This window comes from Halorientalis regularis (genome assembly GCF_023698535.1).
In the GTDB taxonomy this organism is placed as follows: Archaea; Halobacteriota; Halobacteria; order Halobacteriales; family Haloarculaceae; genus Halorientalis; species Halorientalis regularis.
This window is the reverse complement of record NZ_JALJCL010000015.1, coordinates 24,374-40,777: the sequence shown is the minus strand read 5'-3', so window position 1 is coordinate 40,777 and position 16,404 is coordinate 24,374. Positions and strand designations below refer to the sequence as shown.

The window sequence follows — 16,404 nt, the reverse complement described above, 5'->3', positions numbered from 1 at the left end:
CTGGGAATCTCGTCGATCAGACGCCCGACGGCAGGTCGATCTGCTCCCCGTCGACGAAGACCTTCGGATCCCGGACGATCCCGTCCAGATGGATCGGGGCCTCCACGTCGCCGCCGATGGCGTGGTCGTCGCCGATGGCGATGTGGACGGTGCCGGCGGCCTTCTCGTCCAGGAGGACGGAGCCGATCAGTTCGGTGACGCCGACGTTGGTGCCGATGCCCAGTTCCGCGAGGTTGTAGGCGTCCTGGCCGACCTCCTCGGCGGCGGCGTCCAGTTCCTCGCGCACGCCGTCGTCGCTGACCTCGGTGACGGTACCGTCCTCGACCTCGAATTCGAGGACGTGACCGTCTTCCAGCAGGCCGTGGGGCATCATCGTCCCGTCGACGACGAAGGTGCCGTCGGCCGTCTCCGGACTCACGAACACCTCGCCGGCCGGGAGGTTCGACATCGAGTCGGGATCGTGGACGATGCCGGTGTCCTGTCGCCACTCCCGGTCGCCGGGGCGGAACACGATGTCCGTGCCGCGTTTGGTCTGGACGCGGACGGTCTCCGCGCCGGAGACCTGGGCGTACAGGTCCTTGCAGTGTCGCTTGATGTCGGCGTAGTCGGCGTCGAGACCAGTGACGAACACCTCCTCGGTGATGCCGGGGAGCGTGGCGACGCGGGCCCCGGCCGCGGTGGCGTCCGAGCGGGCCTTGGTGTGAGTCAGGCTCTTTTTCGTCGGGACCAGTACCACGTCCGCCGCCTGCATGGCGGCGGCGACGGCGGCGGGCGGCTCTTCGCCGTGCTGGTCACCGGGCGGGTAGCGGACGATACTCGCGTCGTCGGTGCGCTCGTTGGCCACCTCGTAGAGGGCTTCGCCGATTGGCTGGCGCTCGTGGTCGGTGACGATCAGGCAGGACTCGGTCGACTGGAGGCGCATGCACTTCCGGACGGCCGTCTCGGCCGGCTCCCGGAGCCGCTTGTGTGTCATGTCCCGAGATGGGCACGGGGACGGAATAGGTGTTGTCCCTGCCCTCACCCGGTCTCGACGTAGGCGGCCCACAGGAACATCGTCCCGAACGATCCGAGGACCAGCACCAGGACCGGTGCGATCCGGGCGGCCTGGCCACCTTCGGCCCGGAGCGCGAGGACGAACCCGCCGGCCAGCAGGTACCAGAACAGGCCGCCGCCGATCAGGACGCGCCTGGTCGTCGTGTTCACCTCGCCGGGCGACACCGTGTCGGTGGCGGCGACTGCTTCGTCGAGTCGGTCGACGATGCTGGCAGGAGCCACCACCAGACGCGGCGACGTACTCGTCGACCGACCCCGCTGATACGAGAGCCAGACCAGCGCGTACGGCCCGAAGTCGAGCCGTCGCAGGCCCGTCACGTGATCGATCTGGGCCGTCCGCTGTCGGTGGGTACGCGTCCCGGCCTCGGGGTCGATCTCGCCGTCGGCGCTCGGCACCTGGGCGCCCACGAAACAGCCGAACCCGAACAAGATGTACGCGAGTCCGCCCCAGTGGCCGAGTCGGAGCGCGAGCACGAAGAGCGCGCCACAGCAGACCGACACGACGACGAGCAGGGACGGTCGTCGATGCTCGGCGAAGGCCGCAAGCAGGTCGTCGGACGCGGTGTCCTCGGTGCGGAGCACCGCGAACGAGCGGTACCGGACGAGGGCGAGCAACAACAGCCCGACCACGACCGGCAGCATGTCCCGCCAGTCACGGAACGGACGGTCCAGGTCCGGCCCGAACGCGACCAGTACCGCCACACCTGCGAACACCAAGACGCCGCCGAAACTGCCGTAGGCGAGATAGAGGAGTCCCCGGACGAGCCGCGAGTTCGCCGGGTCGACGCTCCACGACACCGCCATACCCGATCCCAGTCGGTCGCTCGACTTAGTTCCTGCTCGCGACGAGACGGTATTCGGAGACGAGTGAATCCCCGTCGTGGAACCTCGAAACGGTTATCCCGGTCGCTACGGCATCCCCGTATATGACAATCGAGGTCGGAATCAACGGGTACGGGACCATCGGGAAGCGGGTCGCGGACGCCGTCCGCGCCCAGCCGGACATGGAAGTCGTCGGCGTCGCCAAGACGCGGCCGAACTTCGAGGCCGAGCAGGCCGTCGCCAACGACTTCCCGCTGTACGCCGCCGTCCCCGAGCGGGTCGGGCAGTTCGACGAAGCCGGCATCGAACTGGCCGGCGAGGTCGAGGAACTCGTCCAGGACAGCGAGATCGTCGTCGACACCACGCCCTCGGGCATCGGCGCGGAGAACAAGGCGATGTACCAGGAGTACGACACGCCCGCGCTCTACCAGGGCGGCGAGGACGCCGACTTGGTGGACGTGAGTTTCAACGCCCGCTCGAACTTCGCCGAGGCCGAGGGGGCCGGCCACACGCGCGTCGTCTCCTGTAACACGACCGGGCTCTCCCGACTCATCGCCGCACTGGAGGACGAGTACGGCGTCGAGAAGGTGCGCGCGACGCTGGTCCGCCGGGGCGGCGACCCGGCCCAGTCCTCGCGTGGCCCGATCAACGACACGCTGCCGGACCCGGTGACGATTCCCTCCCACCACGGCCCGGACGTGAACACCATCTTCCCGGATCTGGACATCGACACGCTCGGGATGAAGGTGCCCGCGACGCTGACCCACACCCACAGCGTCAACGTCGAGTTGACCGACGAGACCGACACCGAGACAGTCCGCGAACTCCTGGAGGGCGAGTCACGGCTGTTCGTCATCCCCGACCACATGGGGATCGACGGGTCGGGCAAACTCAAGGAGTTCGCGCTCGATTCGGGTCGGCCCCGGGGTGACGTGTGGGAGAACGCCATCTGGGGCGAGTCGATCACCGTCGAAGGTGGCGACGAACTCTACCTGTTCCAGGCGATCCACCAGGAGTCCGACGTGGTGCCGGAAAACGTCGACGCGATCCGGGCCGTGCTGGGGACCGCCGACCGGCGCGAGAGCATCGAGCGGACGAACGAGGCCCTCGGGATGGGCCTGGGCCGCTAACGCGACCCCCTCGGGATTCGAGGAGTGACAGGGACAGAAACCTTTTCCGGCGACCACGCCTTACCGACAGGTATGAATAACGACCGCGACGACCACGACCCCATCGACGACATTCTTCGCGAGATCGAGCGGGTAATGAACGAGATGATGGGCGACGACGTCCACATCGACCGGAGCGGCTCCGCCGGCTTCGGCTCGGATCTGCACCTGGACGTGTTCGAGGCGGACGACCAGCTCCGGGTCGTCGCGGACCTCCCCGGCGTCGAGAAAGACGCCATCGACCTCAGGTGCGACGGCGACGTGCTGACCGTCGCGGCCGCCTCCGACCGCCGGGACTACGAGGAGCGGATCCGCCTGCCCGCGACCGTCGACGAACACTCCGCGAGCGCCACCTACAACAACGGCGTCCTCGAAGTCACCTTCGACCGCGCCGGCGACTCCGCCGACATCGACCTCTGACTTCTCAGGAGAGCTGACTGCGCCGGCCGCCGTCGTCGCCGAGCCGGTAGAGCTGATAACAGAACGCCGCCAGCGCCAGCGCGAACAGGCCGAAGGGGACCAGCGGACCGCGGCTCCCGCGCAGGTAGAAGAACGTGGCGAACAGCATAATAAAGAGTGAACTCACCAGCCGCCCGTACACCGACTCCCGGAGCGGCCGGTAGCTGTAGGTGAACGTGAACGCGACCAGCAACCAGCCGAAGGCGAGCGTCTCCGCCCGCTGGAGCGAGGGGGTCGCGTACCGGACGGTTCCGGCCGCCACACCAACGGCGAGGGCGAACCCGAGGACGAGAAACGGACGGCTCAGGTCGTTCCGCTGGGTTTTGGCCATGTTTCCCGGTCGTTACTTATCCGGGGTAATATACTTTGGTGTCGTGTCGAACGGTCGTGTGTCCTGTGTCAGACGGTCTCACGGATCAGCGCCGCCAGATCGTCGAAGAAACCGGGTTCGTATTTCGTCGCGCTGTCGACGGTCGGCCGGGCGTTGGTCTCGGTGACGACGGCCCGGTCGTCGGTGACCAGCAGATCGACGCCGAGCCAGGGGATGTCGAGTGCCTCGGCGACGCCTTCGGCCAGCGCGCGCAACTCCGGCGAGAGATCGACGCCGGTCGCCTCGGCCCCGCGGTGGACGTTGTGTTTCCACTGCCCCGCTTCGAGGGCGTCCGCGGGGAGGCGGCGCTCGACCGCGCCCACGTACTCGCCGTCGACGAGCATGACCCGATAGTCCCGGGCGTCGGGGAGGTACTCCTGGACCAGAAAGGACTGGTCGCCGGTCGCGCGGTAGTCGTGGACTAGATCGAGGTAGTCGGCGATGCCTAAAAAGGAGTCGAGATCGTGGGCCTTGGCGACGCCGACGCCGCGGGTGGCGGAGTTTGGTTTGACGACGACCGGCGCGTCGAACCGCTCGAAGGCCGCCACGAGGTCCGCCCGGTCGACCGGGTTCGAGACGGCGACGGTCTCGGGGACCGGAATGCCAGCCCGGTCGAGGCGGGCGATCACGTCGGCCTTGTTCCGGGAAGTGAGGATCGCGTCGCGGTCGTTGACCCACGGGACCCCCAGCAGTGCGTCGGCGACACCGCCCTCCATGATGCGGGGCGGGTAGACGAACCCGGCGTCGAACCCATCGAACTCGTCGAAGTCGGCGTCGGTGAGCGGGAGTGTCCGTTCGGTGGTGGCGACGGCCGCGACCTCGATCCCCCGCTGTTCGAGGGGGTCTTGCAACCGTTCGTACGTTTCCGCATCGGTCGCGACCGCCAGCCGGAGCATGGTCGTTCTCTCGGACCACGCGGACTAAAGTCCGCCGTTCGTGGCCGTCGAACGGGTACGACGGGGGACGGATGTCGTTTAATATATTAGCCCTGGCGAATGTGTAATTATAGTTGGAAAGTGCAGATTGCAAGGATGTTGGCGAGTTTACTGGGTGGATATCGGTGGGGGCGGTCGAGTGGAGACGGAGGGCGAACGATGGATGGTGGCGACGGTGGAGGTCGGTCGGAGCGATGAGTACCCAACAGGAGACCCGGGAGACGGTGACCGACCACGCCGAATTCCTCGCGGAGCGGGTCTGGGACGGGTTCGTCGCGCACGACCAGCGCGACCGGATGGCGGCGGTGAAGGCGTTCGCGGCAGTCGACGGTAGCCAGTTCCAGCACGTCGACGACGCGACGGCGCGCCGGGCCGCGGTGGCGTACGTCAACGCCCTCTGGAAGAAAGACGAGGTCGAAGACACACACCAGACCGACGGGGAGTTCGACCGGGAGACGCTCGACGCGGCCGACTGGGACCCGGTCCACGAGAACTTCGCCGAGCGGGCGCGCCTGCTCGGCATCGACGAGGACTACGCAGACCTGTCGGCGACGGCCTGGCGGCGACACAAGACCGGCGGCGACTACTGGACGCCGATCATGCACGCCAAGCTGCTGGAACTGCGTGTGGCGATGGGCGACCCGGAGTACCCGCGTAAACCCCGCTACGGCCAGTCCGGGTTTGGCCCCGAAGCGACCCGGTACGCGCTGGCGGTCGAACACCACGACTACCGGTCGGAGGACCACCTCGAACAGGGCAAGGACGTGATGATGCCCTACTACGAGGCGATTCTCCGCGCTCACGAGTAGGGCGGGCGGAGAGTCCGCCGGTTCTCAGTTCCCGAGAGGTCGGCGCAATACTAAGTAGACGGCGGCGGGACGGTGTGGTATGTACGACGAGATACTCTTTCCGACCGACGGGAGCGACGGGGCGGCGGTCGCACTGGACCACGCGCTCGAACAGGCCGAGGCACACGACGCCGGAATACACGTCCTGTTCGTGGCCAACACGACGGCCCTGGGCGGTGGTGCAGTCGAGGGGACGACCGTCGAGTCGCTCCGGACGACAGGCGAGCAGGTCGTCGCGGACGCGGTCGACCGGATCACCGACGCCGGGCTCGTCGCCGAGAGCGGGGTGCGCGAGGGCAACCCCTACCGGGAGATCATCGACTACGCCGACGAGGTGGCCGCGGACATGATCGTGATGGGCACCCACGGCCGGCGCGGGCTGGACCGGTACCTGCTCGGCAGCGTCACGGAGAAAGTCGTCCGGTCCTCGGACGTGCCCGTGTTGACGATCAGAGTGGCCGACGAGGAGTGACGGTCGTTCTCACGGCACTCGATGCCGTCTGGATCGGTCGACGGCTCACAGCTCACTGATCAGTTTCGACGAGCGAAGACTCTGCGGACGGGCGTTCGGCCGGGAGCGTGGCCCGCGCATCGCGCGGGACACGCGACCCGGGGAAGGGCAGGCCTGCCTACGAGTACGTCAACGCACGGCGCGCTCGTGCTCGAATGCACGAGTGCGCCGGGCAGAAACCGCGCGTCGCGTATCTCGCGACGCGCGGAAGACCCCTTGCGGGTCCCCGCCTGGCGGACTTCTAAGGGCGAGCGACCGCGCCAGCGGTCGCGAGGGCTTAGGCGATCAGCAGTTCTTCGCCGCGTTCGACCTTGATCCGGCACGGCGGCGAGATCTTGTTGTAGGCGCGGCGGAAGGCTTCCTTGACTTCCTCTGCCTGGTCTACGTCGCAGTAGGCGGTGAACAGGCGCTCGCCCTTGTCGATGCGGGCGGCGGTGCCGACGATCTTCCCGAAGGCCTGGCGCATTCCGTCCGAAACACGGTCCGCACCGGCCCCGGTCGCCTGTTTGTTCTCCCGGATGACCTGGTGGGGGAACTTCCGCAGGACCATCTTGTAGTTTTTCTCGCCGAGTTCCTGGATCAGGTGCCGGTTGGCCGACAGTCGGGAGGCCTCCAGCGACCCGTGCCGGATCTGGACCTCTTCTTCGACGATGAGGCTAATCTGGACGGGGTAGTCCTCGGACTCGGTGGTTTTGTCGCCCATCTGATGCTGTGCAACCTTGGAACCGGGGATTCCGGTGATGTACTCACGGCGAGTGTACGACGGCTTGTCGATTTGCCGGTACATCGAGGCAGGCTTGTCCGACATAGGTATCTCTTGGCGAAATCGAAGCCAAGCGCGTACAAAAACCCGTCGAACTGGACCAGGGCACGCGACGGGTCCGGTGTCCGGGTCGGTTTCGGCCCTCCGGACCCCGCTCCGTCGCGGTCGCGAGAGCGTGACGCACCCGTGCCGAGCGGTTCTGGCCGCCGATTGCGGTAGCGACCTCACGTGCTGAATCCAGCAGGCGTTCTGTTCGAACGTATTATTTAAGAAATTAAGAGGGGACCGGCCGAGTGGATGACACCGATCCAAGACCTGGCGTTCGACACCGTCGCACGGCACTCACAGAAGGTCCTGCTCGCGGCCATGCTGGCCGTACTCCTGACCGTCGGGGCCGCGGGCGAAGCCGCCGCTCACAATCCGGCTGGCCAGCCAGTGCCGGGCTGTGAGAACGGGGCCGACGTGGTCGCCGAGCAGAACCCCAACTGTCACCCGGCGCCCAAGTGATCGCACGGTTCGGGCGCGGACAGCCGGTTACACCTATCATACTACCCTGTTTTTACGCCCGGAACCCCAATGGTTGGCGTACGATGAACAAGCTCGTCGACGGCGAGTGGCGCACCGACGCGTACGAAACGACCAACGAGGACGGCGAGTTCGAGCGCCAGGAGACCACGTTCCGGGACCGGATCGAAGACGATCCCGACGCGCAGTTCCCCGCCGAGGCCGGCCGGTACCACCTCTACGTCTCCTATGCTTGCCCGTGGGCCCACCGGACGCTGCTGGTCCGCGCGCTGAAGGGGCTGGAAGACGCCATCACGGTCGACGTGGTCGACCCCTACCGCGACGAGGGCGGGTGGCAGTTCACGCCCGAGAAGGCGGGCTGTACGGCGGACTCGATCAACGGATTCGACTACCTGCGGGAGGCCTACGTCGCGGCCGATCCCGACGCGACCTGCCGGGTGACGGTCCCTGTGCTGTGGGACAAGAAGCAAGACACCATCGTCAACAACGAGTCCGAGGAGATCCTGCGGATGCTCGACACCGAGATGCACGGGGTCGCCGCGAGCGAAGCGAGTGGCGGCTCGTCGGACTCGTCCGACGGTGTTGCCGGGCGCGACGTGGACCTCTACCCCGAAGGGTACCAGGACGAGATCGACGAGATCATCGACGAGATCTACGAGCCGATCAACAACGGCGTCTACCGGGCCGGGTTCGCCAGCAGTCAGTCGGCCTACGACGAGGCGGTCGAGGAGCTGTTCGCCGCGCTCGATCACTGGGATTCCGTCCTCGGAGACCAGCGCTACCTCGCGGGCGACCGGCTGACCGAGGCCGACATCTGCATGTTCACCACGCTGGTCCGGTTCGATCAGGTGTACCACACCCACTTCATGTGTAACCGCCAGCACATCCACGAGTACGACAACCTCTGGCCGTACCTGCGGGACCTCTACCAGACGCCCAGCGTCGCAGAGACGGTGAACATGGACCACATCACGGAGCACTACTACACGACCCATCCGGACGTGAACCCGTCGGGGATCATCGCGGCCGGTCCCGACATCGACTTCGAGGCCGACCACGACCGCGACGAGATGGGTGGCAGTCCGCCCGAGGACCTGCTACCGCTGGCCTGAGTCGCGGGTGAGTGGGGCGGCCGTGCTGTCGCTCGTCCCGGCACGGCGCTCGACCATCGCCGTTCTGTGCCGTCGACACGCTTCGACTCCGAGGTCCGCGTCGATGGCGTCGAGGACGAGCCGATCCAGTCGGTCGCGGGCTCCGTCCTCGCCAGCCAGCAACGCGTCGGCAGCCGCGGCGACCTCGCGTCGGGTGTCGGGGGCCATCGCCAGCGGATCGGGGATCGGGAGCGACGCCAGTTCGTAGGTCATCACCTGGAGCGCGCCGCCGCCCTCGCTGCGGCCCCAGCACTCCAGAATCCCCGCGGTCACGGTCGCGTTGAGGACCCCGAGCGTGGCCCGTTCGGGCGTCGTCTCGTCGACAGGCTGGCCGGTGTTCCCCGAATCGCCCGGCCCGTCGACCCAGAGGCAGTCGACGGCGTTGCTCGCCAGCAGGCCGTCGGGGTTGGCGACGACGGGCACGCGACGGTCGAAGAACTTCGGGACGAACACTGCGGGGGCCGACAGCGGGCCGAGGTCGAACCAGACACGGCGGCTGGCACACGACCGGCGCGAGGCGAAGCCCTGGCGTTCGCCCCAGGCCACGTAGTCGGCCAGCGCGTCGTACCCGTCCCGGTCGAGCGCGCGGACGACTGCGGCGTCGAGGCCGTCGTCCGGTTCGTCGTCCCGGTCGGCCCGAACCTCGCGGACGTACTCGTGTACGTCGAGCAGGTACCGGTCGGTGTCGGCGACGGTGACGCGGGGGCCGTCCACGTCGCGGATGCTCTTGATGGCGGGTTCGAGGAAGCGGTCGTCGACCTCGGTGGCCCAGCCGTCGGCGTCGAGGAAGAAGAAGTCGTTCGCGCCGGTCATCACGCCCCGACTGACGGTACAACGGTCGGACAGCGGGACGAGCGACGGGTTCGACAGCAGGCGGATGAACGGCTCGGGGGCGTCCAGATACGCCGCGAGTTTCGCCGACTCGCGGTCGGCCAGCCGCCCCTGTCGGACCGTGACGCGCCGATACGCCTCGGTCGCGTGGGCCTTGAGCCCGTCGTCGGGCGGTGTCGAGTCGGCGTCGATCAGGTCGAGCAACCGGTCGACCGACACCTGCTCGTCCAGTCGGCAGAAGCGGACGGGCGTCGACCGGCGGCGCTCGGGGTCGGGACACCGCTCGGCCAGGAGCAAGACGGCGTCGACGAAGGCGTCGTCGAACACCGCCGCGCCGAAACCGACGACGGCGGCGAGTCGGTAGTGGTCGAAGAGGAACCGCTGGAAGGACGCGCCGTACCGAGTGGTGAGCCACTTGTTCGGAACGACGACGGCCAGGCGGCCCCCCTCGCGGAGGAATCGAGTGGCGTGGGTGACGAAGTAGACGTAGGCGTCGCTGCGGCGGCTCAGCGCGCGGTCGCCGTCCAGATAGGGTCGCTGGCCGTCGGGACCGAACGCGGCCAGGTGGTCGCGAGCGCGGTCGATGTCGGTCGTCTCCTGCCGGACGTAGGGCGGGTTGCCGACGACCGCGTCGAACTGCCCGGCGACGAGGCGGTCGTCGGTCACGGTGCTGGTGCGGTCGGGACCGGGGTCGACCGCGAAGAAATCGGACTCGTAGAGCCGACATCGGGCGTCGGGGCCGGGGTCGGCGGCCGCCAGTAATCGGTTGGCGGCCAGCGCCAGCGGGACCGGGTCGGTGTCGACGCCGACGATCCGTTCGAGTCGGTCGGCCGGTGTCGACTCCGGGGCGAGGGCGGCGAGGCGGCGGGTCGCCGCGACGGGGAAGACGCCGCTCCCGACGGCAGGGTCGAGGACTCGCGGCAGGCTGTCGTCCGGCCGGGGCTGGATCGCCCAGCGACAGCACGCCGCCGCGACCGCCGGATCGGTGACGAAGTGGCCGTCCGCGCGCCGGCGCTCGGCCGGGAGCGACCGCTGGTAGGCGTCGGCCGCCCCGTCGTCCGCGGCCGCCCGGCCGAGGGTCGCGAGTCGCTCCCGAACCGTCGCGTCGTCGGTGGCCGTCGCCAGCCAGTCGGGGCGGGACCGGTCGCCTGCGGCTTCGGCGACGGCCGCCACCAACCCATCCAGTCCCGCCGGCCCTTCGGACATCGTCACCGTATGTCGTGCTCCAGGAACATATAGCCATCACCGGATCGAGAGCGGGCGCTGTCGGTCACCGGTTCGTGCCGAAAAAGAGACGCTATACGCGCTGGCTGCGGTGGCTGAGTACTTGCTCGTCGTGATCCTCGCCGGCGATTTCACGTCGTTCCGACAGCAACGGAACGACCGGCGCACCCGTGTTCTCGGCGTCGGTGTAGCGTCGTGTCATGGTTGTCCTCGGCGACGGACAGGTGTTCCCCACACCCCGTGGCCGCCGTATTCTATCATGGTCGTTCATTTTATATAAACGTATTCATCTATCGGGACGTACGACTGGCCGAACGGGCGACAGACAACTTTGTTGCTCGAAACGGAACGATACATTAAGTCAGACCAACCGAAATCAACTGGCATGAGTCGGGGGACGTGGTTCGAAGGCGACAGAGGGGTCAGTGAGGTCGTCGGCGTCGTGTTGTTGATCGGCGTCACGGCGCTGCTCGTCGGGGGCGTCGGCGTCTACCTGTTCCAGTACGGTGGCAGCCTCCAGGAGGCGGGGCCGTCGTTCTCGTCGTCGACAGTGTACAACGACAGTGCCACCGGCGACGGCCAGACGCTCCGGATCACCCACGAGAGCGGCGACCCAGTGCCGACCGACGAGGTCGAACTCAGGATACAGGACGCCACGACCGAGCGCGGGACGCCACTGGCGTACGGTGGGAACGCACTCGAACGGCAGGTGGGAGAGTCGTTCACCGCCTCGGAGACGCTCGTCCTCGACCGGACAGCGTTCACGACGCGTAGCGGGTCGCCGGTGACCGGCAGTCAGCACCTCGATCTCGGGGAAGCAGCCGTCCGCATCGTGTGGACGACCGAGAACGGCAAGCGATCCGAGATTATCTACGAGTGGACCGGCCCGGACCGGACGGGCGCGTAGCACCCGGAATCCGTTTTGTCGTCCCGTCCGTAACGGCGGTGATGACGGACGACCTCCACTGTGACACCTGCGAGCGGGACGTGACCCGCGAGGACGCCATCCGAACGAAGACGATGGGCGACCTCGACCCGACGAAGTGGCAGTCGCTGTGCTGTCCGAACTGTGGCCGCCGGCTCAAGACCGTCTTCGTCGGCCGCGAAGACTGACGGCTAACACCTTTGCCGGTCGCGCCCGCAGGGATGCCATGGTCGACAACCGGAGCGACACGTTCGACATCGGCGGCGAGTTGACCGTCCACCGACTGGGCTTTGGCGCGATGCGGCTCTGTGGTCCCGACATCGTCGGGCCACCGGCGGACGAAGACGGTGCCCGCGCGGTCCTCCAGCGCGCGGCCGACCTCGGCGTCGATTTCGTCGATACGGCGGACTCGTACGGCCCGGGCGTGAGCGAACGGCTCATCCGCGAAGCCGGCATCGCCGACGAGATGGTCGTGGCTACCAAGGCCGGCCTGCTCCGCAACCGCGAGGGCGACTGGCTGCCCCACGGCGACCCCGACTACATCCGCAATCAGGTCCTCGTGAGCCGCGACCGGCTGGGCGTCGACACTATCGACCTCTACCAGTTCCACCGCCCCGACCCCGACACGCCCTTCGAGGACTCCGTCGAGACCTTCGCCGAACTGAAAGACGAGGGACTGATCGCCCACGTCGGCCTGAGCAACGTCTCCGTCGAGCAACTGGAGACCGCCCGCGACATCGTGGACGTGGCGACCGTCCAGAACCGCTACAATCCCGGAGACAAGGAGGCCGACCGGGGCTCGGACCGCGTCCTCGACGCCTGCGAGGAGTACGGCATCGGTTTCATCCCGTGGTTCCCGCTCGGGGCCGGCGACATGGACGAGAAGGTCGACGTGATCGCCGAGGTCGCCGACGCACACGACGCCACCCCCGAACAGGTCACGCTCGCCTGGCACCTCCAGCACTCACCGGCCACGCTCCCGATTCCCGGGACCTCCAGCGTCGCCCACCTCGAGGAGAACGTGGCCGCAACCGAACTCGAACTCACCGAGGAGGAGATCACTCGCCTGAACGAGTGAGGATATCGTCCGTCGGACGAGCGGCCGACGCGGCGGCAACGATACCTGTGCAGAGCGACCACACGAAGGTATGCTGGAGGACGCCTGGCAGTCCATCGACATCAGCAGGAACAAGCAGGGCGATCCCCACGTCCTCCAGCAGAAAGTCGAGGTCTACGGCGGCGAACACGGCGAATTCACGGGCTACGCGTAACCGACCGTCCAGCACCGGCTGGTGCCCCTGACGCAGCTGACGAAGTCCGGGTGACTACTCCCGGTCGGTCCAGAAGTCGAAGGAGCGCCCGGGCGTGAAGACGTCCAGGCCCACGGCGGTCTCGTCGCCGGTGTTCTCGACCCGGTGGGACTCCCAGGGCTCCAGAGAGACGGAGTCGTACTGGCCCAGCGTCGCCTCGTCGTCCTCGGTGTAGACGGTGAGTTCGCCGGCGAGGACGAGACAGACCTGGCCGTTCTCGTGGTCGTGCATCGGCGAGGAGTGGCCCGGTGGCTTCTCGAACCACTCCAGACTGGCGTCGTCGCTGCCGGCCAGCGCGACCCGTCGCCAGCCCTCGTCCGGTTCGTACGTTTCGGCCGCGTCGAAGTCGACACGTTCCATGCTCGCCGATTCACCGCGGCGGGCAGAGTAGCCTTCGGTTCCGGATGGCACGCGGTTGCCAGCCGAAATGACGCGCGTCAGACGCTGCCCCGTGATTTTTGGCTGCGCAGCTCCTCGGTTCGAACGATGAGCGACGCGCCCCTGTACCTCGGCGTCGTCTACAGCGACGGTGAGTGGCTGGCGACCGCCTTCGCTGCCGACGGGTTCGACCACGCCGACGTGTTCCCGGAAGTCGGGAGCGTCTGGGCCCAGTACGAGGACGTGGCCGAGTCGATCCTCGTCGACGTTCCCGTCGGGCTCCACGAGGAGGGCGAGACGCCGCGAGCACCCGAGCAGGCGGCCCGGACAGTCCTCGGCCCCCGTGCCGAGGCGGTCACCGATCCGCCGGTCAGGGAAGCCGCGCGAAAGCGCCGGTATCCAGCGGCGGCCCGGGTGACCGAACGCAAGACCGGGCGCGACCTCTCGCGGGCGGCGTTCGAGCGCAGCGACGCCATCGTCGCGCTCGACGACCTCCTGCAGGAAGTCTCGGACGCGCGGCCGGTGATCGCCGAGGCCCACCCAGAAGTCTGCTTTCGCGCGTTCGCCGGAACGACGCTGGCCGAAGATCCCGCGACGGCCGCGGGCTACGCCGAGCGGATGCGCGCGCTGGCAACCTTCGACCGCGACGCGCCGCCCGTCGTCCAGAGCGCGGCCGAGGCCACCGCAGGCCACGCCGTCACCGTCGCCGCCGTCCTCGACGCCGTCGCACTCGGCTACACCGCACGCCCGGGCCCGGGCTCGATCCGCACGCTCCCCGCCGATCCGCCGACCGATCCGACCGGGCTCCGGATGGGGCTGGTCTACCGGGCGGAGGCACCGCTGACGGCCGCGGATAGCTGAGAAGCCGACGCAGTCGCTACGAGGCTAATAAATGAAAGAACGCAACTCGACCGATTACAGGCGGGTGACGTTGGTCGCCCGCGGACCCTTCTCTGCCTGTTCGATGTCGAATTCGACTTCCTGTCCCTCTTCGAGGTCCGGGCCGCCGACGTCTTCCATGTGGAAGAACACGTCCTCGTCCGCATCCTCTGTGTCGATGAAACCGTAACCGCCTGTGTCGTTGAAGAAATCAACCGTACCGTTTGCCATTGCCTTCGTCCGGAAGCGCGGGGGACATATAACCCTTGCGAGACACCCCCCATGGGTTCCTTCGAGGGTATCTACGGTCAGCGGGCAAAGAAGAGCGGTTCGAGAGCCTTCGGCGGCCGGTCTCAGAGATCGACCGTAACGCGGAGTTCCGAGTCGGTCACGGTCTCGACGGCGTCGGCGGGCAGTTCGATGTCGTCCGCGTCGGCGTCGCCAAAGCCCAGTCCCTGGACCACGGCCTCGCCGATTTCCGGGTCCGGTTCGACGTAGGCGATCTGTTCGTCCGGGTCGACTTCGGTCACGATGCCGATCTGTTCACCCTCGACGTCCATGAGGAACTTTCCCTCGTCTTCCGTTGATAGGACGGTCATCCTCGTCCGGTGGGTGTGAGGTGGGTCGCAAATAGCTACGGGTTCCGGCGACCCCACACGGGTTCGCGGAGTTCCTACGACGCTGGCACTCCATGGACGGATATGGCCGACGAGTTCGACACCGGCGAACCAGCCACGATGGACCGCGCGGAACTCGCCGCCGCCCTCCACGCACACCTCGCAGCGACCGAGGAGTTACCCATCGACCCGACGGCGAACCGCTGGCTCGGCGAAGCACAGGCCGCAGCAGCCGACGTTGCGGACGGCTCGGCCCCCGGCGCCGTCGTCACGAAGCGCGCCCGACAGGTCGTTCGCCTCCTCGAAGGCGCCGGCGACCTCGACAACGATGACGCCGTCCAGCACGTCGGTGCGGCGCTGACCATCGCCCGAGAACTGGTCGAACGGGGCGAGCCTTAGCTCGCGTCGTCCCGTCCGGCGACGACCGCAGTGCGACGCCCGACCGCAGCCAGTTCCGAAAAACGCCGCGACCGACATCGCGGTCAGTTCGCTGCCGCGTCGTTCAGGCCGGCCTGCACCCAGTACCACGACAGGGGCGCGAAGAACAGGAACAGGACGAAACGCACCGTCTTGCCCTGGTCGGTGATCGCCTCCGCGGCACTCGAGATCTGCCAGAGCGAGATCAGGTTCGCGAACGGAATGATCGCGAGGATCGGGGTCAAGCTCTGGTTCGTCCCCTTGTCCAGTTGCTTGGCAGTCGAGTAGGTCCAGTAGATCGTATACAGCCCGAGCGTAAGGATCGAAAACAGGACCTGTTTTCCGTGCGACTTTTTGCTGAAGGCCGACGCGTCCGTGACTTGTGCGTGTCCAGCCATCGTGTCTACACGTTCTCTCGAGCTGTTATATGAATCTAACTACATTTGTTACATGTAAAATCGGTGTCGGGTTCGTGGCGGCTACGTCCTGTATCTCACAGTGGGTCGCTCCGGAGACGTGCCGCGATCTAGTGTTCATCGGCGCTCGCGGTATCGGCCACGAGAGGGCTTTCCCCGGAGCAGGGGCGTGGCGCTCAATCGTGTGGCAGGAGAACGACCATCTTCCAGCCGTCTCCGGTCCGCCGGAAGACGTGAGTCGTGACGAGACGTTCGAGGACCTCGTCGTCGGCCGTGTACCGCACCCAGCGGACCCGGCCGCGGGCTCGGTCGTCGGCGACGACCTCGACATCGACCGCCTCGGCCTCCGAATAGGCGTACCCCCGCTCCGCCAGCGAGTCGAGAATGGCCGCGAAGATGTCCTCGACGGCATCCCGAGTTTCGAGCGTCCGAACCGACTCCGCCACCAGTAACGCCGGCTCGTGGAAGTTCGCAGCGACGGCTTCGGGGTCGCCGTCCGAGAACGTTTCACCGTAGTCGTGGACGAACTTGCGGACCGCCCGTTCGGTATCCATACCCCAAACACGCCCCCACCTGTCAAGTGTTTATCCGTGACGGTAGTTGCTCTCCGACGCCACACCTGGAGGGATCGGGACACGGGTGAACTCGCTGCCGAATCAACGTAGGCAACTGGACGGATAACCGCCGTCAGGCGTTTCTGTCCGTCGCCTGTTGTCCAAGTGAATGTGGGATGCCGCCTCCCGGATTTGAAAAGCGCGAGACTGGCGTCTCGCTTCCCCGCTCGCTGCGCTCGCGGGGACC

The 16,404-nt window shown here is 67.3% G+C and carries 24 protein-coding genes; 12 read left to right on the top strand and 12 right to left on the bottom strand.

Going from position 1 to position 16,404, the window contains the following annotated elements:
- Nucleotides 1-16: 16 nt before the first annotated feature.
- On the bottom strand, nt 17-973 hold the full coding sequence (locus tag MU521_RS17455) for an aminopeptidase (protein ID WP_092694507.1): 957 nt from the start codon (nt 971-973) through the stop codon (nt 17-19).
- Between the two features lie 44 nt (nt 974-1,017).
- Nucleotides 1,018-1,857, bottom strand: coding sequence for a hypothetical protein (locus MU521_RS17450; RefSeq protein WP_092694509.1), 840 nt, complete (start codon nt 1,855-1,857; stop codon nt 1,018-1,020).
- Between the two features lie 122 nt (nt 1,858-1,979).
- Here MU521_RS17450 and MU521_RS17445 point away from each other — a divergent pair, with 122 nt between their 5' ends.
- Together MU521_RS17445 and MU521_RS17440 are read left to right on the top strand one after the other, a co-directional pair.
- Complete coding sequence (locus tag MU521_RS17445; protein ID WP_092694511.1) at nt 1,980-3,005, top strand: type II glyceraldehyde-3-phosphate dehydrogenase; 1,026 nt, start codon at nt 1,980-1,982, stop codon at nt 3,003-3,005.
- A 72-nt stretch (nt 3,006-3,077) separates the two neighbouring features.
- Nucleotides 3,078-3,464, top strand: coding sequence for an Hsp20/alpha crystallin family protein (locus tag MU521_RS17440; RefSeq protein WP_092694514.1), 387 nt, complete (start codon nt 3,078-3,080; stop codon nt 3,462-3,464).
- A gap of 4 nt (nt 3,465-3,468) precedes the next feature.
- On the opposite strand, the gene MU521_RS17435 is transcribed toward MU521_RS17440, so the two are convergent.
- Both MU521_RS17435 and MU521_RS17430 read right to left on the bottom strand, forming a co-directional pair.
- Nucleotides 3,469-3,834, bottom strand: coding sequence for a hypothetical protein (locus tag MU521_RS17435; RefSeq protein ID WP_092694516.1), 366 nt, complete (start codon nt 3,832-3,834; stop codon nt 3,469-3,471).
- Between the two features lie 68 nt (nt 3,835-3,902).
- Nucleotides 3,903-4,769, bottom strand: coding sequence for an ATP-grasp domain-containing protein (locus MU521_RS17430; RefSeq protein WP_092694518.1), 867 nt, complete (start codon nt 4,767-4,769; stop codon nt 3,903-3,905).
- Between the two features lie 233 nt (nt 4,770-5,002).
- Here MU521_RS17430 and MU521_RS17425 point away from each other — a divergent pair, with 233 nt between their 5' ends.
- Together MU521_RS17425 and MU521_RS17420 are read left to right on the top strand one after the other, a co-directional pair.
- On the top strand, nt 5,003-5,617 hold the full coding sequence (locus MU521_RS17425; RefSeq protein ID WP_092694520.1) for a hypothetical protein: 615 nt from the start codon (nt 5,003-5,005) through the stop codon (nt 5,615-5,617).
- 79 nt (nt 5,618-5,696) lie between these two features.
- Nucleotides 5,697-6,128, top strand: a complete 432-nt coding sequence (locus MU521_RS17420) for a universal stress protein (RefSeq protein ID WP_092694522.1) — start codon at nt 5,697-5,699, stop codon at nt 6,126-6,128.
- Nucleotides 6,129-6,444: 316 nt separating this feature from the next.
- Here MU521_RS17420 and MU521_RS17415 read toward each other — a convergent pair whose 3' ends face one another.
- Nucleotides 6,445-6,975 (bottom strand): 50S ribosomal protein L16, encoded by a 531-nt coding sequence (locus MU521_RS17415; RefSeq protein WP_092694524.1) that lies wholly within the window; start codon nt 6,973-6,975, stop codon nt 6,445-6,447.
- A gap of 252 nt (nt 6,976-7,227) precedes the next feature.
- Between MU521_RS17415 and MU521_RS17410 the strand changes: the two genes are divergently transcribed.
- Both MU521_RS17410 and MU521_RS17405 read left to right on the top strand, forming a co-directional pair.
- A complete protein-coding gene (locus MU521_RS17410; protein ID WP_092694526.1) occupies nt 7,228-7,437 on the top strand; it encodes a hypothetical protein in 210 nt (69 codons plus the stop codon).
- A gap of 83 nt (nt 7,438-7,520) precedes the next feature.
- Nucleotides 7,521-8,567, top strand: a complete 1,047-nt coding sequence (locus tag MU521_RS17405; RefSeq protein ID WP_092694528.1) for a glutathione S-transferase family protein — start codon at nt 7,521-7,523, stop codon at nt 8,565-8,567.
- Here MU521_RS17405 and MU521_RS17400 read toward each other — a convergent pair.
- Together MU521_RS17400 and MU521_RS21525 are read right to left on the bottom strand one after the other, a co-directional pair.
- Nucleotides 8,553-10,643 carry an Eco57I restriction-modification methylase domain-containing protein gene (locus tag MU521_RS17400; protein ID WP_092694530.1) on the bottom strand — a complete coding sequence of 697 codons (2,091 nt, stop codon included), beginning with the start codon at nt 10,641-10,643 and terminating at the stop codon, nt 8,553-8,555. The two genes, MU521_RS17405 and MU521_RS17400, sit on opposite strands and share 15 nt — an antisense overlap.
- Nucleotides 10,644-10,734: 91 nt before the next feature.
- Complete coding sequence (locus tag MU521_RS21525) at nt 10,735-10,863, bottom strand: hypothetical protein (RefSeq protein ID WP_280141403.1); 129 nt, start codon at nt 10,861-10,863, stop codon at nt 10,735-10,737.
- Between the two features lie 183 nt (nt 10,864-11,046).
- Here MU521_RS21525 and MU521_RS17395 point away from each other — a divergent pair, with 183 nt between their 5' ends.
- From MU521_RS17395 to MU521_RS21520, 4 genes are all read left to right on the top strand, one after another.
- Nucleotides 11,047-11,568, top strand: coding sequence for a type IV pilin domain-containing protein (locus tag MU521_RS17395; RefSeq protein ID WP_092694532.1), 522 nt, complete (start codon nt 11,047-11,049; stop codon nt 11,566-11,568).
- Nucleotides 11,569-11,609: 41 nt separating this feature from the next.
- On the top strand, nt 11,610-11,774 hold the full coding sequence (locus MU521_RS17390) for a hypothetical protein (RefSeq protein ID WP_175452922.1): 165 nt from the start codon (nt 11,610-11,612) through the stop codon (nt 11,772-11,774).
- A gap of 38 nt (nt 11,775-11,812) precedes the next feature.
- Nucleotides 11,813-12,664, top strand: a complete 852-nt coding sequence (locus tag MU521_RS17385) for an aldo/keto reductase (protein WP_092694534.1) — start codon at nt 11,813-11,815, stop codon at nt 12,662-12,664.
- A gap of 70 nt (nt 12,665-12,734) precedes the next feature.
- The gene (locus tag MU521_RS21520; RefSeq protein WP_281187064.1) at nt 12,735-12,857 is read left to right on the top strand and encodes a hypothetical protein; all 123 of its coding nucleotides are present in this window, start codon (nt 12,735-12,737) and stop codon (nt 12,855-12,857) included.
- A gap of 54 nt (nt 12,858-12,911) precedes the next feature.
- On the opposite strand, the gene MU521_RS17380 is transcribed toward MU521_RS21520, so the two are convergent.
- Complete coding sequence (locus MU521_RS17380) at nt 12,912-13,256, bottom strand: cupin domain-containing protein (RefSeq protein ID WP_092694536.1); 345 nt, start codon at nt 13,254-13,256, stop codon at nt 12,912-12,914.
- A gap of 126 nt (nt 13,257-13,382) precedes the next feature.
- On the opposite strand from MU521_RS17380, the gene MU521_RS17375 reads away from it, so the two are divergent.
- Nucleotides 13,383-14,135, top strand: coding sequence for a DUF429 domain-containing protein (locus tag MU521_RS17375; RefSeq protein WP_092694538.1), 753 nt, complete (start codon nt 13,383-13,385; stop codon nt 14,133-14,135).
- A 54-nt stretch (nt 14,136-14,189) separates the two neighbouring features.
- On the opposite strand, the gene MU521_RS17370 is transcribed toward MU521_RS17375, so the two are convergent.
- Nucleotides 14,190-14,384, bottom strand: coding sequence for a cold-shock protein (locus MU521_RS17370; protein ID WP_092694539.1), 195 nt, complete (start codon nt 14,382-14,384; stop codon nt 14,190-14,192).
- Nucleotides 14,385-14,506: 122 nt separating this feature from the next.
- Nucleotides 14,507-14,752, bottom strand: a complete 246-nt coding sequence (locus MU521_RS17365; protein ID WP_092694541.1) for a DUF8593 domain-containing protein — start codon at nt 14,750-14,752, stop codon at nt 14,507-14,509.
- 102 nt (nt 14,753-14,854) lie between these two features.
- Between MU521_RS17365 and MU521_RS17360 the strand changes: the two genes are divergently transcribed.
- Nucleotides 14,855-15,169, top strand: coding sequence for a DUF8152 family protein (locus MU521_RS17360; RefSeq protein WP_217630184.1), 315 nt, complete (start codon nt 14,855-14,857; stop codon nt 15,167-15,169).
- Between the two features lie 83 nt (nt 15,170-15,252).
- Here MU521_RS17360 and MU521_RS17355 read toward each other — a convergent pair whose 3' ends face one another.
- A complete protein-coding gene (locus MU521_RS17355) occupies nt 15,253-15,585 on the bottom strand; it encodes a DUF4234 domain-containing protein (RefSeq protein WP_092694543.1) in 333 nt (110 codons plus the stop codon).
- A gap of 194 nt (nt 15,586-15,779) precedes the next feature.
- Nucleotides 15,780-16,157: a nuclear transport factor 2 family protein gene (locus MU521_RS17350; protein ID WP_092694545.1), complete on the bottom strand. Its 378-nt coding sequence runs from the start codon at nt 16,155-16,157 to the stop codon at nt 15,780-15,782.
- Nucleotides 16,158-16,404 lie beyond the last annotated feature (247 nt).